The sequence below is a fragment of the Hyphomonadaceae bacterium ML37 genome, from assembly GCA_027627685.1.
Classification (GTDB): domain Bacteria; phylum Pseudomonadota; class Alphaproteobacteria; order Caulobacterales; family Maricaulaceae; genus Oceanicaulis.
On record CP091241.1, the window covers coordinates 402,073 to 422,649 of the forward strand.

Here is a 20,577-nt window from a genome sequence, read left to right on the forward strand (position 1 = left end):
CTGAACGCCGTATTGGTCGGGATGATTGTCCATGAACGAATTGCTCTCCGCCCTGAAGGTGTCCTGCTTCACGAACCTGCTTGAGGCCTATTGCGAGGCCCGGATCGAGATCACTGCCGTCATTGATGGGGGCGCCGGCTGGGGGGAGACGGCCCACAGGATGTTGCAGGCCTGTCCGCAGATCCGGACATGTTACGCTTTTGAGCCGTTCCCGGGCAATTACCGCTTCTTCGAAAGCGCGGACGCGCGCATCGTGTTGCACAGGCAGGCGCTGGCGAACCGGAACGGTGTGGTGAAGTTCGAGGTCCCCAGCGTGGTGCAGGAAGGGTCCGCCTGGGGTGCTCGCGGCTTGGTTGGCTATTCCTCGGGCGGCTCTCTGAAGGTAATGGGCCGTCCCGGCGCGCTGACGATTGATGTGGAGTGCGTACGCGCGGATGATGTTGTGGCGCCGGGCGAGACGATCGGTTTCATCAAGCTCGATCTGCAAGGCGGTGAAGCCGACGCTCTGGATGGCATGTCTGCTTTGCTGGGTGAGGTGGAGTTCCTGTGGGTCGAGTATCTCGGCGATCCCGCTCTGTGCGATAAATTGTCAGAACTCGGATTTATGCTGTTCGATACCAAATACGTGTTTCGAGGCGAGCCCAGCCCGGATGCGTTGGAAGCGTTTGATGTGGCCTATACAACGACGGCGTCGACGGGAGATTTCCGCTGGCATGGCTACAAGAAGCAGCGCTGGAGTAACTTCAAAGAGGAATTTATTTTCTGCAAGAAGAGATTTAATCTCATCCAGACTGACATTGTTGCCGTCAACAAGCGGAAGCTGAAGAACTTTACCAAGGCACTCAGCTTCCTGGAGCCGGGCGTGCCAACCTACAACCCGCCCAGCGCCGTCATGAAGTGATAGGGCATGGAGGCGGGCAGATAGTCCATGGGCGCGCATCCGTCCGTCTGCCTCCGGTCACACCAGGCCAGGCTGGTTTCGTCGATATAGGCGTCCATGAAGACGGCGAGCTCGCGCTGGGCTTCGCCCGGCGCCGCCGTTTCGGGAAAGCGCAGCCGCGCGCGGATGCGCTCCAGCTGCGGCCAGGCGCGGCAGGTGGCGGCGATGGGCGCGCCATCGGCGGTGACGGCGTCCAGCGAGAACCCGTCGCGTCCGCGTCCATGCGTATCGGCGAATTGTATCAGGCGGCGCGACCAGCTGGCGGTGTCCCGCCCGGTCAGGCGCTGCGCCTCTGACAACAGCCAGGCCCATTCATAGCAATGGCCCGGCTCGATGCGTGCGCTGGCCGCGTCCCCCACCGGCGTCCAGTCGGGGTGATAGTCTTCGCCCACCGCGCCGCTCATCGGATCGAACAGATACGCCTCGAACAGCCAGGCCAGCGTCTCGATGCGCGCGCGCGCGTCCGGATCGCCGCTGGCTTCAAACCAGACCAGGCTGGCTTCCAGCATGTGCATGTGGGGGTTGGACTGTTTCAGGCCGGGCGTGGTTTCGGGGCTGGCCCAGCCGGGCCCGCCATTGCGCTGGGTGGCGTCGATCACCGCAAAGGCCTCGCGCGCCATGCGTTCGGCGCGCTCATCCCCGGTGGCCTGAAAGGCGCGCGCGGCGCCCAGCGCCACAAAGGCGTGGTCATAGAGATCGCGGCGCGCATCGGTGACCGCGCCTGATCCGTCGAGCACATGCGCCCAGCCGCCATCGGGGGCGCGCGCGCGCCCGTCCAGGAAATCCAGCCCCTGATCCACCAGCCGGCTGGCCGCACCGTCCTTGTCCCAGCCGTGCATGAGGGCCGTGGCGAAGGCGAACACCTGGCGCGGCGCCACCCGGCCGCGGCGCGGCTGGGCGAGATTGGGCGCGCCTTTGCGTGTGAGTGTTTCGACAAACCCGCCATGGACCGGGTCCCAGCCTGACGCCGCCCAGGCCGGCAGCATGCGGTCATACACCCAGGCGCGGGCCCGGTCCGCCAGGGCCGGATTGAGGTTGGGCGCATAGCGCCGGCTGGCCGCTTCCACGGCGCCGCGGATCTCGGCGGCCTGGTCCAGCGCAGTGACCAGCACCCCGTCCGGGCTCGCCGCCACGGCGATGCCGGACAGGCCCCGGACGGCGACGCGCGGACCGGTGGAGAAGATGAAATTGTCCGATCCCTGATCTTCCGCCGCCGGGCCGATCAGCACGCTGTCGCGGCCCGCCCCGTGCAGGGCCTTGAGCGCGCGGAAATCGCCCAGATCGCTCCAGCCCATGGAGACCGGAACCACATGCACGCGCTCCGCTTTTTCCATCACCGCATAGTCGATGGAGATGGACGGCGCTGCGGCGAAGGCCTCGCGCATCAGGGTCCGCGCCTCGTCAGGCGCCATCGGACCTGCCGCCGGCAGGGCGGCGCGCACGGCGGTCAGGATGTCCGGCGCATGGCGTTCCAGCGCGGCGATCATGGCGCCGGCGCGGAACAGGAAGATGCCGGCATTCCACAAATGCCGCCCGCCGGCGAGATAACTTTCCGCCACCTCGCGGCCCGGCTTTTCGACAAACGCCTGCGCCGGAGCAAAACGCGCCTGAGCCGCTTCGGGCGAGGCCAGCTCGATATAGCCATATCCCGTTGCGGCATGATCGGGGCGGATGCCGAACGTGACCAGCGCGCCGTCCGCGGCCGCTTCGGCCCCGCGCGCCAACGCCTCGTGAAAGGCGGGCACATCGGCGATGTGATGGTCAGCCGGCAGGATCAGCACCAGATCGTCACCATCGGCGCACAGCGCCGCCGCCGCCACGGCCGGTCCTGAATTGCGCGCGATCGGTTCGAGCACCATGGCGCCGCCGGGCAGATGGGCCGCCAGCGCCTCACGCCAGCGCGCGCCTGCGACGGCTGAGGCCGGGGCGAGGGTGATGGCGCCAAGACGGGCCGGCAGGCGCGCGGCCGTTTCAGCGATCATGCTGCGCGCGCCGGACAGGGCGTGAAACTGTTTGGGCCGCTCCGGCGTCGACACGGGCCACAGACGGGTCCCCGACCCGCCGCACAGGATGAATGGCCGCATCGTGGTCATATCTGATCGCCCCCAGTCTTAGCCCCCCGGCTCGTCCGGTGTTCTAGTCCAAGCCCGCGCCCGCTTGAAGGGGTTATTCTGGCCGCTGCACAGTCGGACCTGATATTGCGTGCGCCGGACACGCGGGCTAGACCGGCGCGAGGGACGCAATCGGGAGGCGCAGACAGCTCATGGCCATCAAACCTGTCCGCAAGGCGGTGTTGCCAGTCGCCGGCCTGGGCACGCGCGTGCTCCCGGCCACCAAGGTCATCCCCAAGGAAATGCTGCCTGTCTTCGACCGGCCGGCGCTCCACTATGTCGTCGATGAGGCGCGCGCAGCGGGCATCGAGCATTTCATCTTCGTCACCGGGCGAAACAAGGGCGCCATCGAGGACTATTTCGACATCGCCTATGAGCTTGAAACCACGCTCGAGGCCAAGGGCAAGACAGACCTGCTCAAGGCCCTGCGCGCCGATCTTCCGGCGGCGGGCGCCTGCAGCTTCGTGCGCCAGCAGGCGCCGCTGGGCCTGGGCCATGCGGTGTGGTGCGCGCGCGAGCTGGTGGGCGACGAACCGTTCGCGGTGCTGCTGCCTGACATGATCATGCGCTCCGATCCGGCCTGTCTGGCAGAGATGACGCAGGCCTACGGGCAGGTTGGCGGCAACCTCATCTCGGTTCAGGAAGTGCCGCGCACGGATGTCTCCAGCTACGGGATCATTGATCCGGGCGCGCGCAAGGGCGCGCTGATCGAGATGCGCGGCATGGTGGAAAAGCCCGCCGTGGAGGACGCGCCCTCCAACCTGATGATTTCCGGCCGCTATATCCTTCAGCCGGAGATTTTCGGCATCCTGTCGCGCCAGGCGCCCGGCGCGGGCGGCGAGATCCAGCTCACCGACGCCATGCTCACCCTCATGGCCACCCACGCATTCCACGCCTTGCCCTTTACCGGCGAGGTGTTCGATACCGGCTCCAAGACCGGCTATCTGCGCGCCAGCGCCGCCATGGCGCTGGCCGATCCCGAGCATGGCGCCGAGGCGCGCGCCATCCTTCAGGCGCTTCTGGACGCCGCCGGCTGACTGCTTTCCGGGACCCGGGACAAAATGAATTTGTGCAGGTGCGAAAAACTGGTATAACCGCCAGCGCAGGCCCGGGGGGGCGCACACGGGGGACTTCATGGCAAAAGTTCAGGTCACGCTCGTTTCGGGCGTGCTGGTCGATGTGGAGACCACGGACAAGATCGCCGACGACATGGTGGCGTCATTTGCGCGCTATGTGTCGGGCAAGCGTATGCCGGACAAGCGCACAATTCTGACGCCCAGCCAGTCGATCTATGTCGACTTTTCCAAGGCCGCTGTCGTGCGCAGGATCAATTGAGCCGTACCATTCCAACGGCTCCGGGTTTCCAAGGACAGGCAAAAAAAAGGGCAGGCATCATGGCCAACGTGAAGATCGTATTTGATTCCGGCAACGAGACAGAACTCGCGCTCCCAGACGCGATCGGCGCACGTCTGGTGACCGCCTTCGCCAAGTTCACACAAGGCGGCGAGGCGCCAACCACGCGTTTCAAGGTGGACGAGGCGAGCAGTTTTTTCGTCGACTTCCGCAAGGTCTCTATGGTCATGAACGGCGCGCCCGCCGGCGCCCAGACCAGTTCGGCCCGCCGCAGCAAACGCGGCTGATCACGCTATCAGGGCGCAGCTGCGCCTGCTAGAAACACGCACCTGAAGGCACAGCCTTCATCGGGAAATCAGGGGTAATATCATGGCATTGGTAAAAGTCATTCTGGAATCGGGCGCAGCGGTGGAGATCGAAACCACCTCGGCCCAGGCGGACGATATGGTGGCGGCTTTCGCCCGGTACGCCTTTGAAAAGCGCGTGCCGGAAAAGCGCACCATCCTGACGCCGAACCAGTCAGTCTATGTTGACTACTCCAAGGTCGCCATTGTACGGCGCGAGTTCTAGGCTCCGCACCCACAAGCGTCCCTGGCGCAGATCGGCTTCAGCTCTCCACGGTGATAGCCGGGGCTGCGATCTCAATGGCGCCTAAAGCCGACGCTAGCACGATAAAAGCAGCATCTACCGCTATTCTGAGACGTTGGCCTTTCTCGACCTGATATCACATGACATAACGTAATCATCAGGTACGGGCTCTGCGCCGGGAGGGGCACCATGAACGAGTTATTGTCAGCTTTGAAGATTTCCTCATTCACGACCATGCTCAAAGGCTATCGTGACGCCAAAATCGAAATCGGGTCGGTTATAGACGGGGGTGCGGGCGCCGGAAGCACGGCGCGCAGCATGTTGCGCGCTTACCCTGAGTTGTGTAGATGCTACGCCTTCGAACCCTTCCCTGGCAATCACAGGTTCTTCGAAGGTGCGGACGAGCGAATCCTTCTGAAAAAGCAGGCGCTGGGAAACAAAAGCCAGACAGCGAAGTTTGAGGTTCCAAGCGTGGTGCCAGAGGCGTCTGAGTGGGGCGAACAAGGCATGGCGGGCTATTCCTCGGTCGGATCGTTGAGCATCAGAAATCGCCCTGGATCTCAGACCATTGAGGTTGATTGCGTACGCGCGGAAGACGTCGTGACGCCAGGCGAAAAAATTGGCTTCATCAAGCTGGATTTGCAGGGAGGAGAGGTCGACGCAATTGAGGGCATGTCGGCTTTATTAGGTGATGTAGAATTTATGTGGGTCGAGTATCTCGGAAATCCTGATCTTTACGATACAATGTCAGAGCTAGGATTCATGCTGTTTGACACGAAATATGTGTTTCGAGGCGAACCCACACCTGAAGCGCTGGAGATATTTGATCTCGCGTTTACCAAGCACGCCTCAACAGGACAGCTTCGCTAGCATGCCTACAAGAAACACCCGTGGAACAATTTCCGTGAGGAGTTCCGGCAATACAAGACTAAATTCGACCTCATCCAAACCGACATAGTGGCGGTCAACAAACTAAAGATAGAAAACTTTGCGAAAGCCCTCCAGTTCATGGAGCGCGATTAGCGCGGCTCACAACTCTACAGCCGTCGGCATGAAGTGATCGGGTATGGAGGAGGGTGGGTGGTCCATCTACCCGCCGGCTGTGTCGGTGCGAGTTCAAAATATTGCATTCTCCCGACCGCCAGCTTTTCGGATAAGTGTTGATCAGATATCGCTAAAGGTAACCAGTCATGAACAATCGAGTTTCAAGCCTTGTTGTGCTTGGATTTCCCAAGTCCGGTACGTCCGCGCTGATGCGCGAGCTGGACGGGCGCGAAGGCGTCAAGGTTCTGACCGCACCGAACGGTTCACTGGAGCTTGCTTGGCCAGCGATCATGGAGCTTGAGACTGAAGCTTCGCTCCGCGAGATCGCTGACAGTGGCGCCCGCCTCGTTTGTCATAAATTTGCAGCCTATATTTACAATCCAAAAGCCATTCAATATTTGTCAGAAAATAAAGAGCGAAAATTTGTTGTTTGTATAAGAGATCCATCCAAATCACTTGTTTCCTGGTGGAATATGCATAGAACTATCGCAAAGACTGGACGAAATAAAAATCACATTGCCTATAAAGAGCGTGACTTTTATGCGAACTGCAATGTTGAAGAATATTATGATCGATATGCAAAAGATAGATTGAGATACGATCTATACATAAATGAACTGTTGAGCGCTGTCGGAATTGATAGAGTGTTCGTTGTTTCCCAGGAGCGCATGGCCAGCAACACCGCCTTCGCCGCAGACCGAATTCTTGAGTTCTCGTCCTCGCAGCCATCCGATGCAGTAGAACGGATATCAGACGCTGAGCATCAGTCTTATGCTGAAAGAGCCAAAATTGTGCTACCAGACACCATTCAAAAGGAGCTTGATCAAGTATACGGGGCTACACTGGTCACATTGTTGAAAAATGGTGTCCGGCGGCTGATCTAGTCCCCCGGCGGCGCCGGGCTCTGGGCGGCAAGCTGGAGCAGCAGGAATTGGCGAGGCTGTTTACTTAAACCCTCGCCGCGCCAGTGCATCATTGATCATCGCGGACACATCCGTGACCCGCTCGCGTGGGACGGCCCAGGCCTCGAAAAACCCGAACCAGGTGTCGACACCGATCACGTCGCCGACCACGTTCATCGCCACATAGCCCAGCCCGTGAAAATAGCCCGCCACTTCGGGAAGAGTAAAGCCGTGGACCTCGGGGGCATGGACCGAGTTTTCAAAAGCGACGACGGGCCGGTGGCGCGCCAGAGTATCGCGCGCGCCGAACAGGGCATGCAGGTCGGCGCCTTCCAGGTCGAGCTTGATGAAACCGAGCGGCAGGGAGTTGCCGCCAACAATATTGTCAATCGTGGCGGCGTCCACCTGGGTGACGTCGCGATACTCCATTTCCTGATTGCCGTGCCAGATGGTCGGACGGCCGGAATTCTCAGAGATGATGGACGAGCGGCCCTGGTGACTGCTCGAGGAGCGCCAGGGAATGGAGCGAATGGAGGGATCGCGCTGCAAAGCTTTCTGCACCAGCGTCACACGCTCATCACCGGGCGCCTCACGCTCAAGGATTTCTTTCAGGCGCTGGGCCATCACCGGGTCAGCTTCCACTGCAATCACACGCTCGCAGCCCGGCAAGGCCAGCATGCGCAGCGTGTGGTAACCCTTGTGAGCACCGCCATCAAACATTGCAAAGCCGGAGCGGTCCCGCATCAGTTCGGCATAGACCTCGCTCAGGATGGCCTCGAGCTCCATCTTGTTGGCGAGCGCATATTCACGAAATTCAGTCAGTCGGGACATTGCCGAGGCCTCATGCGAGCGGGACCGGCTCCATCTGCGGCGCCCGTCAATGGGGTTGTTCTAGGCTTTGTAGGAGTATGGCGCAACACGCTGAATGGCGGTTGCTCACTGCCCGTCAGGCCGCGCCCATCTTGCGCGCATACATGGCCGCATCCGCCTCGGCCATGGCGGTGTTGACGTCGACGCCGGCTTCCAGCGCCCGCACGCCCCAGGCCGCGCCGACCTGCAGCTGCCGGCCCTCATGGATGATGGGCGTGGCTTCCAGCGTCTCGACCAGTTCGCGCGCCTTGCGTTCGGCGGCGCTGACGGGGGTGAGGGTGAGGACGATGCCGAACTCGTCACCGCCTAAGCGCCCCACCGCGTCGGTTTCGCGCACATGGGCCGCGATCAGATCGGCCACCGCGCGCAGGGCCGCATCGCCCGCTGCGTGGCCATGGGCGTCATTGATCGCCTTGAAGCCGTTCAGGTCGATATAGATCAGCGAGGAGGGCGCGTCGTGGCGCTCGGCCAGGGCCAGCGCCTTGGACACTTCGCGCAGGAAGGCGCGCCGGTTCAGCACCGGCAGGAAGACGTCGCGGTCGGCGAGATTTTCCAGATCGCGCACCTTGGCGCGCAAGGCCTCGGTCTCTCGGCGCAGCTGGTCCACCTCGCCCATGAGAGACAGCAGCGCGCGCTGGACATTGGGAGTGAGCTCCGCTTCGGGCACGCCCATGATGGAGGCGCTGTCGGGCGCACGCAGGCTGCTTGCGCCGGCTGAGGCGGCGCCGCTGGAACCGCGCGCCGCAGACGACGGCTCGCGCCGTACCGATGATGCGCCGAGCGGGTCTCCAGGACGGATGCGCATGAGGCCTTCCCCTGTATGTCAGGCGTTTGGCGGCACTGTCGCGCGCGTGCGGTTAAGAAAGCGTTCACCAAAGCCGGTGCGCAAACCCGCCCGTGCAAAAGCGCTGGACAGGGCGCGCCGGGCGCGGCCACCCTTTGGGCCATGACTGGCCCAGCACGCAATATCGTCATCCTCACCGGCGCCGGGATCAGCGCGGAAAGCGGGCTGGGCACGTTCCGGGATGCGGGCGGGATCTGGGCGAAATTCGATCCCATGAAGCTCGCCACGCCCGAAGGCTACGCCACCGATCCCGATGCGGTGCTGGACTTCTACTCGGCCCGGCGGGCGAACCTGCTCGATGCTAAGCCCAACGCCGCCCATCTCGCCCTGGCGCAGCTGGAACAGGCCTGGATGATGGCGGGGCGGGGCGAGTTTCTGCTGGTCACCCAGAACATTGATGATCTGCACGAGCAGGCGGGGTCGGCGAACCTCCTGCACATGCATGGCGAGCTGTTGAAGACGCGCTGCACGGCGTGCGGCCATCTCTTCACTGATCGCGAGCCGTTGACGCTGGCCCGCGCCTGCCCGTCCTGCGGCGCAGCCGGAACCTTGCGTCCGCACGTGGTCTGGTTCGGCGAATTGCCGCTGGACATGGACCGGATCTACACCGCGCTGGAAACCGTGGACCTGTTCGTCGCTGTCGGCACGTCCGGCACGGTCTGGCCCGCCGCCGGCTTCGTGCAGGAGGCCAAAGCCGCGCGCGCCTGGACGGTGGAGCTGTCCCTGGAGCCAGGCGAGGTCAGCGCGATGTTTGACGAGCGTCACTACGGACCCGCAACGCAAGTTTTGCCCGCCTGGCTGGGCGGGCTGGAGGCTGTCTGATGATCCCCAATGACACGCGCATGCCGGTGCCCCGGCGCAAGGATGATGATCACACCCGTGAGGCTGCTGACGAGCGCCGCGCCTTCATCGCGGCGCGCACCGGCGCAGACCTCACCCATGTCGGCGCCTACAGCTTCGATCCGGCGGTGACGCGCGGCAATATCGAGAACTTCATCGGCGCGGCGCAGGTGCCCATAGGCCTTGCCGGTCCCTTGCGCATCCGCGGCGAACACGTCGCCGATGAACATGTTTACGTGCCACTGGCCACGTCCGAGGGGACGCTGGTGGCCAGCTATAACCGGGGCATGCGCATATTGTCGGAAGCGGGCGGGGTGAAGACCACCATCGTGGAGCGCTATATGCAGCGCGCCCCGGTCTTCCATTTCGACGATGCGCGCGCCGCCCGCGATTTCGCCGCCTGGGTCCAGGCGCATATGGATGACATCCGCGCAGCCGCCGAGGCGACGAGCTCAGTGGCGAAACTCTCCCATATCGAGCGCTACGCCGTCGGGCCCATGCTGCACCTGCGCTTCAATTTCGAAACGGGTGACGCCGCCGGTCAGAACATGTCGGGCAAGGCCGCCGACGCCGCCTGCCGCTGGATCGCGGCGCATCATCCCGGCGGCGCGCGCTACACGCTGTCGGGCGCCATGGACACCGACAAGAAACACTCCCAGCTCAATGTGTTGCACTCGCGCGGGGCAAGGGTGGTGGCCGAGGCGCGCATCCCCGACGCCCTGTTGCGCCAGCGGGTGGGGACCGGCGCGGCGGATTTGTTCCGCGCCCGCCTGAACTCCTTCGCCGGGTCCGTGATGGCAGGCTCGGCCAATAACGGCATGCATGCCGCCAATGCCCTGGCCGCCCTGTTCATCGCTACCGGCCAGGACGCCGCCAACGTGGCCGAAAGCCACGCCGCCATGACCTATGTGCGCCTCGAAGACGACGGCCAGACCTACTATTGGTCCATCACCCTGCCCGCCCTGATCGTCGCCACCTTCGGCGGCGGCACGGGTCTGCCCACCCAGGCCGAGTGCCTCGACATTCTCGGTTGCCGGGGCAAGGGCAAGGTGGGCCGCTTCATCGAAATCTGCGCCGCGACGGTTCTGGCCGGCGAGGTGTCGCTGGCGGGCGCGGTGGTGGCCGGCGACTGGGTGGAGAGCCACGAAAAGCTAGGACGCAATCGCTAGCCGTTTGACACATGGCGGCGCGCCGACGACCTGTAGAGGCCCATCAACGTCACATGAAGGCCGGTTTACGTCACGTTCAGGGTGACCAGCTTGCATGTGTTGAGGTGGTAGGGCGCGTCCTCTATCCCCGCCAGCCTGGCTGCGCCGTCCGCCTCCAGCCTGGCGAAATGGGCTTCATAGCCATCGCCCCACACGTCCTCATGGACCGTCGCCACGATCGGTCCGCCCGGCCGGGTTATCCGCACCAGCTCGTCAAACCCTTTCGGCCCCACATGGGCGTGGGTGAAAGTGCCCACGCACACCACCGCGTCGTAAGTGTTTGTTTCGTATGAGAGTGGCTGGGTCATGTCTTCGGTCTGAAGCGTGCGGTAGGCGCCCTTCGCGCGCGCCACTTCCAGCATGTCGGGCGAGATATCCATGCCGTCAATCGTCTTGAAGCCGCGTTCGGACAGCGCCTCGCCGGCGAGCCCTGTCCCGCAGCCCGCGTCGAGAATCACCGCATCCGGCTTCAACAGGCTGGCGATCTTATCCGCCGTTACTCTCGGCGCCACATAACCCATGCCCTCCACTGTGTCTTCATCATAGGACTTCGCCCAGTCCCTATAGGCATCCCGGCATTCTTCCGGACCGCCCTGAAGATTATAAATGCGATTGAGGATGGGATTCTGGGACGTTGCAGCCATCTGGGGCGCTCCATGTTCAGCAGGAATTGGATGGCTGCTTATAACGGATTTCTGCTGCAGTGCAAAATCAGTGCTAGAACTTGAAACTTACTTGCATCACCAGAATTCTTATATTCTTCCGTTATCTGAACGCTCAATCCGAAAACAGCCATGCGCAAGGCGACCGGCGGCCATCCTCGGACGGGCCGATGTCGCCTCTGTGCCTCAGGAAAAAGACCGGCGGCGCGTCAGCGCTCAGGCGATGATGTCGGGATTGAGGATGTCCTCAAGCCGGAAAATCTCGTCTTTTAACGAGAGCTTGCGCCGTTTCAGCCGCATGATTTTCAGCTGATCCACCACCCCGCACATGGTCAGGGCGCGCACCTCGTTATCCAGCGCGCGGTGCTCACTGCGCAGGGCTTCCAGGCGCTGGCTCAGAACCAGCTCGTCAACTTCCCCGTCCATGGCGCTGATCGCTGCCTCCAGAATGTTTGCCGTGCGCCGCGCCAAGGGCTGCAGGCGCGCCAGATCAAGTGGTTACAGATGTTCAGGCCCGGTCTCGCGCCAAGCTCCCACGCGCGGGACCATCCCTTCAAGATGAGGGGATATTACACCTTTTCCAGCGCGCCGAAAACGGATTCGACAAACGGCCCATCTGCAGTCTCCACGCCCAGCCGGGCGGCGTACTGCGCAAGTCCCGCCCGAGTCAGCGCGCGCCCGTCTCCGTCGTCTGCGACTGCCCCGCCGACAGCTTCCAGCGCCAGCTGCTCAAGCCGTTCAGCCTCCAGCTCGGCGCTCAGGATCGCCTTGCGCAGGGCGCTGGCGGCATCGGCGTTCACATAATCTGGCTGCGATTTCAGTGCATTGCGTGCGGCGCGCAGCGGCTTGACGACGCGCGTGCTCCAGTCGGCCGAGAGGGCCATAGCGGCGTCCAGCGCCGGGCGTGCATCGCGGCCATGAGCGCTATGCCAGGTGATCCAGAGCGCCAGATTCACGTCCATCCCCGCATCCTGAAGCGCAAGGCAGGCGGGCTTCACGCCCTTGCTTCCATAAACCGCGAGGGAGAAATCCCAGAACCGTACCGGCGGCGCGCTCATGGCTTGCGGGTGCGCGCAGCCGGGCGGGCGCCCTCCTTGATGTCCTCGCCCCAGCGCCGGGTTGGCGTCCAGTCCAGCCCGAACAGATCCAGCGCCCGGCCCACCGACTGGTCCACCATGTCATCGAGCGTTTCAGGCTTGGCGTAGAAGGCCGGCAGAGGCGGCATGATGATCGCACCCATTTCGGTCAGCTGAACCATGGTGCGCAGATGGCCCAGATGAAACGGCGTCTCGCGCACCATCAGCACCAGGCGGCGGCGCTCTTTCAGAACGACGTCGGCGGCGCGGGTCAGGAGGCTGGAGGTGACGCCGGTGGCGATCTCGCTCATGGTGCGCACCGAGCACGGGGCGATCAGCATGCCCAGCGTGCGGAAGGAGCCCGAGGCAATCGGCGCGCCCACATCGGGCATTTTGTAAAGATGATCAGCCCGCTCGCGCAGTACCGACGGCGCCAGCCCGGTCTCATAGGACAGGGTCATTTCAGCGGCCTTGCTGGCCACCACATGGCTCTCCACGCCCAGCTCGCGCAGCGCTTCCAGCGCCCGCAGCGCGTACACGACGCCCGAGGCGCCCGATATGCCCACCACCAGGCGCGGCTGGTCAGTCATGCTTCACCTTGCGTCAGTTTGTCAGGGATACGGAGCAATTCGTGAATTGCCATCGCCCCCGGTTTGATGGTTCACTCTACTCCCAACCAGCCAAGGAGGCACCTATGGCCACTGAAGCGCGTATCAAGGAACTGGATGCTCGTCACACACAACTGGACGCCCGGATCGAGGAAACCCTCAAACATCCTTCCGCCGACACGCTTCAACTCGCCACCCTCAAGAAACAGAAACTCAAGCTTAAAGAAGAGATAGCGCGACTCCGGCGACGCCAATGAGACGGCGCGGGACGTGACGACGCACCCGGTTTGAAGCGGGTGATGACGGGGCGGACGCATCAGCGTCCGCCCCGTTTTTATTGCAGCCCGCCGCTATCGGCCATTGCCCCGCCCGGGCGCGCGCCCCATGCTGGACAGCCTTGCGACCGCCCGTTCAGCGCCAGGACCCTGATGCCGCGCCTCAGCCTCCTCCTCCTCAGTCTCTTGTCCGCCCTTGCCGCCTGCGGTCCCGCCGCCAGCGATGACCCGTGCGGCGATGGCCCGGCTCACCTGGATGGCGCGCGCTATGGCGACGCCGAGCGGGCCTTTGAGGCCTGTCTGGCGGCGCGTACGCATGAGTGGGAATACGAGGCCGAACTGCGCATGGGCCTGGCCGCCGCGCAGATGGCGCTGGAGCGGCCCGAGGCGGCGCTGGTGACTTACGCCCAGATTCTGGCGCTGCTGGAGACCCACACCGGCGATTCCAGCCATCCGGTCGTGCGCCGAAACCGGGCGATAGCGTTTTTGCAGGTGGGGCGCGCCGAGGCGGCGCTGGACGATCTGGAGATCGCCCTGGCGGGCTGGCCGCGCGACCCGCTGATCCGGATGATCGCCGGTTCGGCGCAGCTGGAGACCGGACAGGCCGAGGCGGCGGCCGCCTCGTTTGATGCTGCGCTCGCGCTGGCGCCGGACGATATCGGCGCGCTGGCGGGTCGTTCGGCGGCGTTCGCCGAGCTTGGCCGCCACGATGACGCGCTGGCCGACGCGCTGGACGCCGTCAGCATCGCGCCTGAAGATGCCAGCGCGCTCAACGCCCTGTGCTGGGCGCTGGTCAAGGCCGGGCGCGCGGGCGACGCGCTGCCCACATGTGACGCGGCGCTGGAGGCGCGCCCCGACAGCGGCGCCATCACCCATTCGCGCGCCGCGGCGCTGGAGCAGCTGGGCCGCCTGGACGAGGCGCGCGATCTTTATGCCCGCGCCCATGAGCTGGACCCGGTGAGCCGCGAGATCACCGCCGACTATGAGCGCACCGGCGAACCCTGAGCGCCGCCCGTCCCCCATAGACCACAATGAGGTATCGCCATGCCCGCGTCTGACCGCGTCGCCATCGTCACCGGAGCCGCCAAAGGCATTGGCGCCGCCTGCGCCCGCCGCTTTGCCGAAGAGGGCCTGCGCGTCGTCATCGCCGATGTGGACGATCTGGCCGGTGAGGTGCTGGCCGATGAGCTGGGTGCGGGCAAGGAGCGCGCGATCTTCGTCCAGTGCGATGTGTCCGACACGTTGGCGGTCAATAATCTCATGGCCGAAACGCGCTCGGCCTTTGGCCGGGTGGATGTGCTGGTCAACAACGCCGCGATCATATCCGCTGGCGATATTCTCGATCTGGAACTGGAGGATTTCGACCGGGTGATGGGCGTGAATCTGCGCGGCGCCTTCCTGGTGGCGCGCGCCGCGGCGCGCCAGATGGTGGAGCAGATCGAGGAGGAGCAGACCCGCGCCGACGAGTGCCGCCGGCGCTACGCCATCATCAACATGTCCTCGGTCAACGCCGTGGTGGCCATTCCCAACCAGCTCGCCTATTGCACCGCCAAGGGTGCGCTCAACCAGCTGACCAAGTCCATGGCGCTGGCGCTGGCGCCCTGGGGCGTGCGGGTCAACGCCATCGGGCCGGGCTCGGTGAACACCGACATCCTCAAATCAGTGATGGAGGACCGCGCCGCCATGAAACGCATCCTCTCGCGCACGCCGCTCAACCGCATCGGCGACCCGGACGAAATCGCCGGCGTCGCCTGGTTTCTCGCCTCACGCGATTCCAGCTACATGACCGGCCAATGCCTCTACCCCGACGGCGGCCGCCTGGCGCTCAACTACGTCACGCGCCCGGAAGATTATGAGGATTGAGGATCGCGCCGCCTGCCGTCAGGGCCTGAGCACCCTGCCTGCAACCGCGTCGAGCTTGGCGACGAGGACAGGATCGCGGTGCGATGGCGGGGTGATGATGGCGTGGTCCAGCGTGCGCTCGATGCCCTGGGACGAGGGCGTGCGGGTCTGGCCGGCCAGGGTTTTGGCCAGAGCGCGCAGCATGGCGTGGGCGTGGTGGGTGTTGGCGGCCATCACTTCTAGGATTTCCGAAATCGCCACATCGGCGTCCGGCGCGCGCCAGCAATCATAATCGGTGACCATGCACACGCTGGCATAGGGCAGCTCGGCCTCGCGGGCGAGCTTGGCCTCGGGCATGTTGGTCATGCCGATCACATCCAGCCCCCAGGACCGATAGAGCGCGCTCTCGGCCCGGGTCGAGAATTGCGGGCCCTCCATGGCCAGATAGGTCCCGCGCCGCTGCACATGCGCCACGCCCGCCGCTTCGGCGGCGTCGGCGGCCAGGCCTGACAGGCGCGCGCAGACCGGGTCGGCCATGGCCACATGGGCCACGCACCCGGCGCCGAAAAAGCTTTTCTGGCGCGCGAACGTCCGGTCGACATACTGGTCCACCACCACGAAATGTCCGGGCTCGAGGTGGTCCTGCAGCGAGCCGCAGGCGGACAGGGACAGGAGATCGGTAACCCCGGCGCGCTTGAGCGCGTCGATATTGGCGCGGTAATTGATCGCGCTGGGCGGTACGGCGTGGCCCTCGCCATGGCGGGGCATGAAGACGATGTCGAGCCCTTCCAGGCGTGCGCGCACCAGAGCGCCCGACGGTGCGCCCCAGGGCGTCTCCACCCGCGCCGCGCGCACATTGGTCAAACCGTCAAGGGCATACAGGCCCGACCCACCGATCACGCCAAGCACAAAGCGCTCCGCCATTACTCGGTCCTCCAATAGGCGTCGGGCGCGCTGGTCTGCCAGCGGCTGAGCTCGGCCCAGCCTTCAGCCGCGCGCATGACGGTCTCGATAAACGGGCTCTTGATCGCCTGATAGGCCGCCCGATCCTTCCTGGTCTTCTCCGCCAGCGCCAGCTTGAAGGCGCCATAATCGCGCCGGGCGGCGGCGTCTGCGCGTAGATAATCGCGCATCAGAAAGGTGCGCCGGGCCGCTGCCGCGCCATTTCGCCGGACATGCACATGTACCCGGCGCGAACCCTTGGGTTCGCGGAAATACAGCTTGCGCCAGTCATCCTCGCCCAGCACCGGGGTGGCGTCGGCATGGGGCGTATCGCTGGTATTGTCGGGCGCATGGCGGAAGCCCGCCTCGGCCATCGCCGCGATGATCGCCTCGGGCTCATCCAGCCGGAACACCAGCGCCTGGATATCGATCACGTTCTTGGCCGGCAGGCCCGGCACGGCGGTGGAGCCGACATGATCGACCCGCAGCGCCAGGGCGCGCAGCGCGCCCGCGACACGTTCGGCCCACTCATAGCCTTCATCGACCCAAGCCGGATCGGGCGGCGTGACGTCGACAGGATCCTTTTTCATCGGTCGCGTCCGAGTGCTGCGTGGCGGAAAGGTGATCTGCCTAGCCCAATTCGCCCCGGTTCGAAACGGGGCGCCGTCAGACGCTGTCGAACCCGCTGGCAGCGTACTTCACCCCGGCGCGGAACAGGAGCCACGCAATGGCGATGCTGGCCGCCGCGGTCACCACCTCGGCGGCGCCGATCACGATCACGGGCACACCGGCCATGAAGCATAGGGCCCAGACAAACGCGCCGGCGGCACAGAAGACGCATATACCGACAAACAGGGCGCCCGCCGCCGCGGCGATCGCGTCGGCGAGGCTCGCGCGCACAGGGGCGCGCATGGCTTGGTCAGTCATTGAAAGAACACCTCAAAAAAGGCCGGCAAAGCGCCAGCCTCCCTACAGATGCGCCTTGCCTGCCCCTCGCGGAAGTGGTCCTGAATTGCGCCCGGGTGCGGCAGGATGTCGCAGCCCTTCCCGCCCGCCCCGAACAGGGGATGGGCGCGCCCGCGGGCGCGGCGCAAAGCTATTGTTATGATGCCCGTGATCCTTCTGGCGGCCGCCCTGCTGGCGCAATCTGCGGACACCGAGCGCCAGCCTGAACCAGGGCCGGCCCATGATCTCTATTGCGTCCAGACCGGATGGATGAACGCCTATGCGGGGCGCTGGACGCTGTCCGATCCAGCTGACGAGGCCAGTTTGGCCTTTTTCATCCTCGACCGGCGCACAGGCGCATTTGTCGACGGACAAACCGCCTCCCGGGCTTTCATCATGGATAGCGGACGGTTCAGCCTGCACCGGACCGGGACCGGCCCCGGCGCCGAGATCGCGGGCGCCGCCCCAGGCCGGACCCTGCTGTATCATCCGCGCCGCGGTGAACCTGGCCTGGCCATTCGCACCGCGCACGGCGCAGCAGAGCTGTTCGATTGCGAGGATATCTATCCGCCAACGGACAGCCCGTTCCTGTTCGAGCGTTTCGGGCGGCCATTGCAGCGCGGTTAGGGCCGGTCCGGGTCGATCGTCTCCGGGCCGTTCGCCGTGATCAGCGGCCAGAGAAAACGCAGCTGGATCGCGCCCAGGACAAACAGGATGACACCCTCTGCGGCCCAGACATCGCTGAGCAGCGACCGCCAGGCGATCCAGCCCCCGGCCATGACAAGATATCCGCCCAATCCGAGCCACAGGGCGGTCCGGGTGCGGAGCGTCACGCCGCGCGTCAGAATGGCATCCGGGCTCGCCCTTGCGATGCGCCGCGCCAGCGCCGCTGTGAGGCGGTCATAGCTGTCCGCGTGCTGATGCAGGTCGAGCATGCGCCAGTGGCGCGCGGGGATTCTGAACACCGCGCCCTGACGGGTTTTGATCCGGGCTTCGGCCAGCAGACCCAGGTCAGGGTGTCCGACATGCAGGCTGACCACGTCGTGCAGATCAACCGAGTGTTCCGCCCCGTCCTGTCCGCGCCGCCACCACAGGCGGCCGCTGTCCAGCCAGACATGCAAGGTGCGCGCAATCGGCCACGGCCGCACGCTGTGGGCCAGGCGCGAATACTCGCGCGCGGGGCGGCGTTCGGGCGGCATGGCGAGCCGCCCCAGCGCATTATAGGCGTGGATCATGGCGCGGCGGGCGGCGTCATCGGGCTCATGGGCCATCACTCTGGACAGGGCGGGGATCTGATCGGCCGCGCCGCTGGCCTGCAGCGCCCGGGCCGCCGCCTCGCGGGTGCGCGGATGGGCGGCGGCGAGCCCGGCGGCGAGGGCTTCACTTTCATCGGGCGGCAGGTGAGCGAGCACGCCGGACAAATGGCCGGCGGCAGCGCGTGCATCGTCGCGGGCCTCATCATCGCCTGGCGTAGCGGCATCGTATGCGCCGTGGACGCTGTCCAGCCGTTCGAAGATCAGGGCGATCTCCTCTGGCCCGCACAGATCGGCGGCCGCGGTCAGGCGCCCGGCATCCGCCGCTTCTGATGGATGCAGCCCGGCCCGCGCCGCGCGCAAAATGGAGTCCAGCCTGTCCCCGGCCTGATCGCTTTTGCGTCCCATGGCGTCGAGTTTAGGCGTGCATCGCGGCGCGTAAATGGCCGTTTCAGGGCGCCTCAACCCGGCGTCAGGCGCAGGGCGTGCAGGCGCCTATAATCGTCCATCGCAGCGTCCGCCACCGCCTGCAGGTGCGGGGACAGTCGGGGCAGGTCGCCCTCTGGCCCGGCGAAGCCGGTGCTGGCGTGCACGGACGCGTACCAGTGGGACGCCCAGACACCGTCCTCGGGCCGTCCGCCCTTGGGCCAGTTCAGCATGGCCGGGTCGAACGCGATGCCGAGCGCAGCGCACAGGGCGGAAAGGGCAGCGCGCGGATCAGCTCTGATATCGGCGCTGTCGATAACCAGGGCGGGAAGACCGAGCGCGGTCACCGCGTCATAGAGCGCGCCCTGTTGAGGAAAGCCCAGATCGTCCACCGTGGGGTTTTCATGGCGCGCATCAAAGCTCGCCGCGACGCGGGCCGGATGCCGGATCAGGAAGACATTCGCGCAGGACGTGATCCAGTCGCGGCCAAACCCGTCCAGCATGTGGTGGCACATATGCTTTTGATAAAACAGAGCTTTGCCGCCCGGGACCGGGCCGGTGAGGCGCGCGATCACGGCGTCCGGATCGGTCTCGCCAGCGCCGATCACGGCGTCGCGCATGGGGTGATCCAGCCCGGTGCGGGCCAGATAGGCGGCGTAGAAGGGCTCGTCGATCACGGCGCAGTCGGCGCGCGAGGCGAATGAATACATCAGCGCGGTGGAGAGATTGCGCGGTCCGGACCACATGGCGAGGCGCATGGCGTCAGGCTCCGACAAGGTGTTTGTAGAGCTTGCGGATTCGCGCTGTGACGGGACCGGTCTCGCCGGTTCCGATCACCCGCCCGTCTATCAGCCCCACCGGCGTCTGGGCGCCGAATGTGCCGGACAGGAAGGCCTCGTCCGCGCCGTAGCAGTCGACCAGCGAGAAATTGCGCTCAAATACAGGGATGGCGTTTGCGCGGCACAGTTCGATCACCTTGCGCCGTGTAATCCCGTTCATGCAGTAATCGCCGGTGGAGGTCCAAACCTCGCCCTTGCGTACAATAAAGAAATTGCAGGCGTTTGTCGTGTTAACGAACCCATGAACGTCCAGCATCAGCGCCTCGTCTGCGCCCGCCTTCTCGGCGGCTATGCAGGCCAGAATGCAGTTCAGCTTGGAGTGAGAGTTGAGCTTGGGGTCCTGGGTCATGGGCAGGCCACGCATATGCGGGACGGTGGCGAGGCGCACGGGCCGTGGAATGGCCGGTCGCGAATGTTCCATGATGATGACAAGAGTGGGCCCCTGTCGTGACAAGGAGGGGTGCTGGAAGGGTCGTGTCTTGACCCCGCGCGTCACCATCAGCCGGGCATGGGCGTCGCTGACCATGGAATTGGCTTCGCGGGTCTCTTCCAGCGCAGCGGCGAGGTCGTCTTTCGTGCGCCCGATGTCGAGATCGATGGCGCGCGCGGCCTCGAACAGACGGTCGAGATGCTCATCGAGGAACGCCCAGCGGCCGTTGTAGAGCCGCAGGCCTTCCCACACCCCGTCGCCCAGCATGAAACCGCTGTCATAGACGCTGACCAGTGCTTCGGCCTTTGGTTTGAGTGCGCCGTTGACCCAGATCAGGATCGCCTCGTTGCGCGCATCCTCTTCGGCCTGGTGGGTGGTGACGGGCTGGGTCATGGGAAGGCTCCGGTCGCGACAGACGGTCAGCCTAGCCAGCGCCGGGCCTGCAGGCCAAGCGTTCGCAGTGTCCGGCCCCGGACGCTTTCCACAGGCAAGGGGGATGCACTCGCGCGCCGGACGCGCTATATGCGCTGCACAATACCGGCTCGGCAGCCAAGAGGGGCGGGCCGTGTTCGAGGAGCA

26 protein-coding genes are annotated in these 20,577 nt (G+C 64.9%); 13 read left to right on the top strand and 13 right to left on the bottom strand.

Annotated features, from left to right (window positions below; all coding sequences use genetic code 11):
* Nucleotides 1-31 precede the first annotated feature (31 nt).
* The gene (locus tag L2D01_02075) at nt 32-901 is read left to right on the top strand and encodes an FkbM family methyltransferase (GenBank protein WBQ10574.1); all 870 of its coding nucleotides are present in this window, start codon (nt 32-34) and stop codon (nt 899-901) included.
* Here the strand turns inward: L2D01_02075 and L2D01_02080 are convergent.
* Nucleotides 871-3,033 (bottom strand): AGE family epimerase/isomerase, encoded by a 2,163-nt coding sequence (locus L2D01_02080; GenBank protein ID WBQ10575.1) that lies wholly within the window; start codon nt 3,031-3,033, stop codon nt 871-873. The genes L2D01_02075 and L2D01_02080 overlap by 31 nt on opposite strands.
* 170 nt (nt 3,034-3,203) lie before the next feature.
* Between L2D01_02080 and galU the strand changes: the two genes are divergently transcribed.
* The 6 genes from galU to L2D01_02110 all read left to right on the top strand — a co-directional run bounded on the left by galU (nt 3,204) and on the right by L2D01_02110 (nt 6,920).
* Nucleotides 3,204-4,088 carry a UTP--glucose-1-phosphate uridylyltransferase GalU gene (gene galU / locus L2D01_02085; GenBank protein ID WBQ10576.1) on the top strand — a complete coding sequence of 295 codons (885 nt, stop codon included), beginning with the start codon at nt 3,204-3,206 and terminating at the stop codon, nt 4,086-4,088.
* Between the two features lie 97 nt (nt 4,089-4,185).
* Nucleotides 4,186-4,386 (top strand): hypothetical protein, encoded by a 201-nt coding sequence (locus L2D01_02090; protein WBQ10577.1) that lies wholly within the window; start codon nt 4,186-4,188, stop codon nt 4,384-4,386.
* Between the two features lie 59 nt (nt 4,387-4,445).
* Nucleotides 4,446-4,691, top strand: coding sequence for a hypothetical protein (locus L2D01_02095; GenBank protein ID WBQ10578.1), 246 nt, complete (start codon nt 4,446-4,448; stop codon nt 4,689-4,691).
* 82 nt (nt 4,692-4,773) lie between these two features.
* Nucleotides 4,774-4,974: a hypothetical protein gene (locus L2D01_02100; protein WBQ10579.1), complete on the top strand. Its 201-nt coding sequence runs from the start codon at nt 4,774-4,776 to the stop codon at nt 4,972-4,974.
* Between the two features lie 207 nt (nt 4,975-5,181).
* Nucleotides 5,182-5,862, top strand: coding sequence for an FkbM family methyltransferase (locus L2D01_02105; GenBank protein ID WBQ10580.1), 681 nt, complete (start codon nt 5,182-5,184; stop codon nt 5,860-5,862).
* 320 nt (nt 5,863-6,182) lie between these two features.
* Nucleotides 6,183-6,920 (top strand): sulfotransferase, encoded by a 738-nt coding sequence (locus L2D01_02110; protein WBQ10581.1) that lies wholly within the window; start codon nt 6,183-6,185, stop codon nt 6,918-6,920.
* Nucleotides 6,921-6,980: 60 nt separating this feature from the next.
* Here the strand turns inward: L2D01_02110 and L2D01_02115 are convergent, their stop codons facing one another.
* Nucleotides 6,981-7,769: an FkbM family methyltransferase gene (locus tag L2D01_02115; GenBank protein WBQ10582.1), complete on the bottom strand. Its 789-nt coding sequence runs from the start codon at nt 7,767-7,769 to the stop codon at nt 6,981-6,983.
* A 115-nt stretch (nt 7,770-7,884) separates the two neighbouring features.
* Complete coding sequence (locus L2D01_02120) at nt 7,885-8,613, bottom strand: GGDEF domain-containing protein (GenBank protein ID WBQ10583.1); 729 nt, start codon at nt 8,611-8,613, stop codon at nt 7,885-7,887.
* 141 nt (nt 8,614-8,754) lie between these two features.
* Between L2D01_02120 and L2D01_02125 the strand changes: the two genes are divergently transcribed.
* Nucleotides 8,755-9,474 (top strand): NAD-dependent deacylase, encoded by a 720-nt coding sequence (locus L2D01_02125; GenBank protein WBQ10584.1) that lies wholly within the window; start codon nt 8,755-8,757, stop codon nt 9,472-9,474.
* Entirely contained in the window at nt 9,474-10,661 is a 1,188-nt protein-coding gene (locus L2D01_02130; protein WBQ10585.1) for a hydroxymethylglutaryl-CoA reductase, read from the top strand. The genes L2D01_02125 and L2D01_02130 overlap by 1 nt, the downstream gene beginning before the upstream one ends.
* 65 nt (nt 10,662-10,726) lie before the next feature.
* Here L2D01_02130 and L2D01_02135 read toward each other — a convergent pair whose 3' ends face one another.
* The 4 genes from L2D01_02135 to L2D01_02150 form a co-directional block, all read right to left on the bottom strand.
* Entirely contained in the window at nt 10,727-11,344 is a 618-nt protein-coding gene (locus L2D01_02135; GenBank protein ID WBQ10586.1) for a class I SAM-dependent methyltransferase, read from the bottom strand.
* Nucleotides 11,345-11,578: 234 nt separating this feature from the next.
* Nucleotides 11,579-11,788 carry a DUF465 domain-containing protein gene (locus L2D01_02140; GenBank protein ID WBQ10587.1) on the bottom strand — a complete coding sequence of 70 codons (210 nt, stop codon included), beginning with the start codon at nt 11,786-11,788 and terminating at the stop codon, nt 11,579-11,581.
* 143 nt (nt 11,789-11,931) lie between these two features.
* Nucleotides 11,932-12,420, bottom strand: a complete 489-nt coding sequence (locus L2D01_02145; protein WBQ10588.1) for a TIGR02444 family protein — start codon at nt 12,418-12,420, stop codon at nt 11,932-11,934.
* Nucleotides 12,417-13,028 carry a UbiX family flavin prenyltransferase gene (locus L2D01_02150; protein WBQ10589.1) on the bottom strand — a complete coding sequence of 204 codons (612 nt, stop codon included), beginning with the start codon at nt 13,026-13,028 and terminating at the stop codon, nt 12,417-12,419. The genes L2D01_02145 and L2D01_02150 overlap by 4 nt, the downstream gene beginning before the upstream one ends.
* 104 nt (nt 13,029-13,132) lie before the next feature.
* On the opposite strand from L2D01_02150, the gene L2D01_02155 reads away from it, so the two are divergent.
* The 3 genes from L2D01_02155 to L2D01_02165 all read left to right on the top strand — a co-directional run bounded on the left by L2D01_02155 (nt 13,133) and on the right by L2D01_02165 (nt 15,184).
* Nucleotides 13,133-13,303, top strand: a complete 171-nt coding sequence (locus tag L2D01_02155; protein WBQ10590.1) for a DUF465 domain-containing protein — start codon at nt 13,133-13,135, stop codon at nt 13,301-13,303.
* Between the two features lie 171 nt (nt 13,304-13,474).
* A complete protein-coding gene (locus L2D01_02160) occupies nt 13,475-14,326 on the top strand; it encodes a tetratricopeptide repeat protein (protein ID WBQ10591.1) in 852 nt (283 codons plus the stop codon).
* Between the two features lie 39 nt (nt 14,327-14,365).
* A complete protein-coding gene (locus L2D01_02165; protein ID WBQ10592.1) occupies nt 14,366-15,184 on the top strand; it encodes an SDR family oxidoreductase in 819 nt (272 codons plus the stop codon).
* 18 nt (nt 15,185-15,202) lie between these two features.
* Here the strand turns inward: L2D01_02165 and L2D01_02170 are convergent, their stop codons facing one another.
* The 3 genes from L2D01_02170 to L2D01_02180 form a co-directional block, all read right to left on the bottom strand.
* On the bottom strand, nt 15,203-16,087 hold the full coding sequence (locus L2D01_02170) for an S-methyl-5'-thioadenosine phosphorylase (GenBank protein WBQ10593.1): 885 nt from the start codon (nt 16,085-16,087) through the stop codon (nt 15,203-15,205).
* Complete coding sequence (locus L2D01_02175) at nt 16,087-16,695, bottom strand: GrpB family protein (protein WBQ10594.1); 609 nt, start codon at nt 16,693-16,695, stop codon at nt 16,087-16,089. The genes L2D01_02170 and L2D01_02175 overlap by 1 nt, the downstream gene beginning before the upstream one ends.
* A gap of 76 nt (nt 16,696-16,771) precedes the next feature.
* Complete coding sequence (locus L2D01_02180) at nt 16,772-17,032, bottom strand: hypothetical protein (GenBank protein ID WBQ10595.1); 261 nt, start codon at nt 17,030-17,032, stop codon at nt 16,772-16,774.
* A 177-nt stretch (nt 17,033-17,209) separates the two neighbouring features.
* Here L2D01_02180 and L2D01_02185 point away from each other — a divergent pair, with 177 nt between their 5' ends.
* Nucleotides 17,210-17,677: a hypothetical protein gene (locus L2D01_02185; GenBank protein WBQ10596.1), complete on the top strand. Its 468-nt coding sequence runs from the start codon at nt 17,210-17,212 to the stop codon at nt 17,675-17,677.
* On the opposite strand, the gene L2D01_02190 is transcribed toward L2D01_02185, so the two are convergent.
* From L2D01_02190 to L2D01_02200, 3 genes are read right to left on the bottom strand one after another with little or no spacing between them, the layout of a single operon-like run.
* A complete protein-coding gene (locus L2D01_02190; GenBank protein WBQ10597.1) occupies nt 17,674-18,711 on the bottom strand; it encodes a HEAT repeat domain-containing protein in 1,038 nt (345 codons plus the stop codon). The two genes, L2D01_02185 and L2D01_02190, sit on opposite strands and share 4 nt — an antisense overlap.
* 53 nt (nt 18,712-18,764) lie before the next feature.
* Nucleotides 18,765-19,487: an HAD family hydrolase gene (locus L2D01_02195; protein WBQ10598.1), complete on the bottom strand. Its 723-nt coding sequence runs from the start codon at nt 19,485-19,487 to the stop codon at nt 18,765-18,767.
* 4 nt (nt 19,488-19,491) lie between these two features.
* A complete protein-coding gene (locus L2D01_02200) occupies nt 19,492-20,391 on the bottom strand; it encodes a D-amino acid aminotransferase (GenBank protein WBQ10599.1) in 900 nt (299 codons plus the stop codon).
* Between the last annotated feature and the right edge of the window lie 186 nt (nt 20,392-20,577).

What these genes read in the sequence shown, in the direction of transcription:
- L2D01_02095 (WBQ10578.1), top strand. Translation starts at nt 4,446, where the DNA reads ATGGCCAACGTGAAGATCGTATTTGATTCCGGCAACGAGACAGAACTC.
- L2D01_02140 (WBQ10587.1), bottom strand. Translation starts at nt 11,788, where the DNA reads ATGGACGGGGAAGTTGACGAGCTGGTTCTGAGCCAGCGCCTGGAAGCC.
- galU (WBQ10576.1), top strand. Translation starts at nt 3,204, where the DNA reads ATGGCCATCAAACCTGTCCGCAAGGCGGTGTTGCCAGTCGCCGGCCTG.
- L2D01_02180 (WBQ10595.1), bottom strand. Translation starts at nt 17,032, where the DNA reads ATGACTGACCAAGCCATGCGCGCCCCTGTGCGCGCGAGCCTCGCCGAC.
- L2D01_02160 (WBQ10591.1), top strand. Translation starts at nt 13,475, where the DNA reads ATGCCGCGCCTCAGCCTCCTCCTCCTCAGTCTCTTGTCCGCCCTTGCC.
- L2D01_02080 (WBQ10575.1), bottom strand. Translation starts at nt 3,033, where the DNA reads ATGACCACGATGCGGCCATTCATCCTGTGCGGCGGGTCGGGGACCCGT.
- L2D01_02115 (WBQ10582.1), bottom strand. Translation starts at nt 7,769, where the DNA reads ATGTCCCGACTGACTGAATTTCGTGAATATGCGCTCGCCAACAAGATG.
- L2D01_02190 (WBQ10597.1), bottom strand. Translation starts at nt 18,711, where the DNA reads ATGGGACGCAAAAGCGATCAGGCCGGGGACAGGCTGGACTCCATTTTG.
- L2D01_02105 (WBQ10580.1), top strand. Translation starts at nt 5,182, where the DNA reads ATGAACGAGTTATTGTCAGCTTTGAAGATTTCCTCATTCACGACCATG.
- L2D01_02195 (WBQ10598.1), bottom strand. Translation starts at nt 19,487, where the DNA reads ATGCGCCTCGCCATGTGGTCCGGACCGCGCAATCTCTCCACCGCGCTG.
- L2D01_02075 (WBQ10574.1), top strand. Translation starts at nt 32, where the DNA reads ATGAACGAATTGCTCTCCGCCCTGAAGGTGTCCTGCTTCACGAACCTG.
- L2D01_02125 (WBQ10584.1), top strand. Translation starts at nt 8,755, where the DNA reads ATGACTGGCCCAGCACGCAATATCGTCATCCTCACCGGCGCCGGGATC.
- L2D01_02090 (WBQ10577.1), top strand. Translation starts at nt 4,186, where the DNA reads ATGGCAAAAGTTCAGGTCACGCTCGTTTCGGGCGTGCTGGTCGATGTG.
- L2D01_02135 (WBQ10586.1), bottom strand. Translation starts at nt 11,344, where the DNA reads ATGGCTGCAACGTCCCAGAATCCCATCCTCAATCGCATTTATAATCTT.
- L2D01_02155 (WBQ10590.1), top strand. Translation starts at nt 13,133, where the DNA reads ATGGCCACTGAAGCGCGTATCAAGGAACTGGATGCTCGTCACACACAA.
- L2D01_02175 (WBQ10594.1), bottom strand. Translation starts at nt 16,695, where the DNA reads ATGAAAAAGGATCCTGTCGACGTCACGCCGCCCGATCCGGCTTGGGTC.
- L2D01_02110 (WBQ10581.1), top strand. Translation starts at nt 6,183, where the DNA reads ATGAACAATCGAGTTTCAAGCCTTGTTGTGCTTGGATTTCCCAAGTCC.
- L2D01_02165 (WBQ10592.1), top strand. Translation starts at nt 14,366, where the DNA reads ATGCCCGCGTCTGACCGCGTCGCCATCGTCACCGGAGCCGCCAAAGGC.
- L2D01_02200 (WBQ10599.1), bottom strand. Translation starts at nt 20,391, where the DNA reads ATGACCCAGCCCGTCACCACCCACCAGGCCGAAGAGGATGCGCGCAAC.
- L2D01_02185 (WBQ10596.1), top strand. Translation starts at nt 17,210, where the DNA reads ATGATGCCCGTGATCCTTCTGGCGGCCGCCCTGCTGGCGCAATCTGCG.
- L2D01_02145 (WBQ10588.1), bottom strand. Translation starts at nt 12,420, where the DNA reads ATGAGCGCGCCGCCGGTACGGTTCTGGGATTTCTCCCTCGCGGTTTAT.
- L2D01_02100 (WBQ10579.1), top strand. Translation starts at nt 4,774, where the DNA reads ATGGCATTGGTAAAAGTCATTCTGGAATCGGGCGCAGCGGTGGAGATC.
- L2D01_02150 (WBQ10589.1), bottom strand. Translation starts at nt 13,028, where the DNA reads ATGACTGACCAGCCGCGCCTGGTGGTGGGCATATCGGGCGCCTCGGGC.
- L2D01_02130 (WBQ10585.1), top strand. Translation starts at nt 9,474, where the DNA reads ATGATCCCCAATGACACGCGCATGCCGGTGCCCCGGCGCAAGGATGAT.
- L2D01_02170 (WBQ10593.1), bottom strand. Translation starts at nt 16,087, where the DNA reads ATGGCGGAGCGCTTTGTGCTTGGCGTGATCGGTGGGTCGGGCCTGTAT.
- L2D01_02120 (WBQ10583.1), bottom strand. Translation starts at nt 8,613, where the DNA reads ATGCGCATCCGTCCTGGAGACCCGCTCGGCGCATCATCGGTACGGCGC.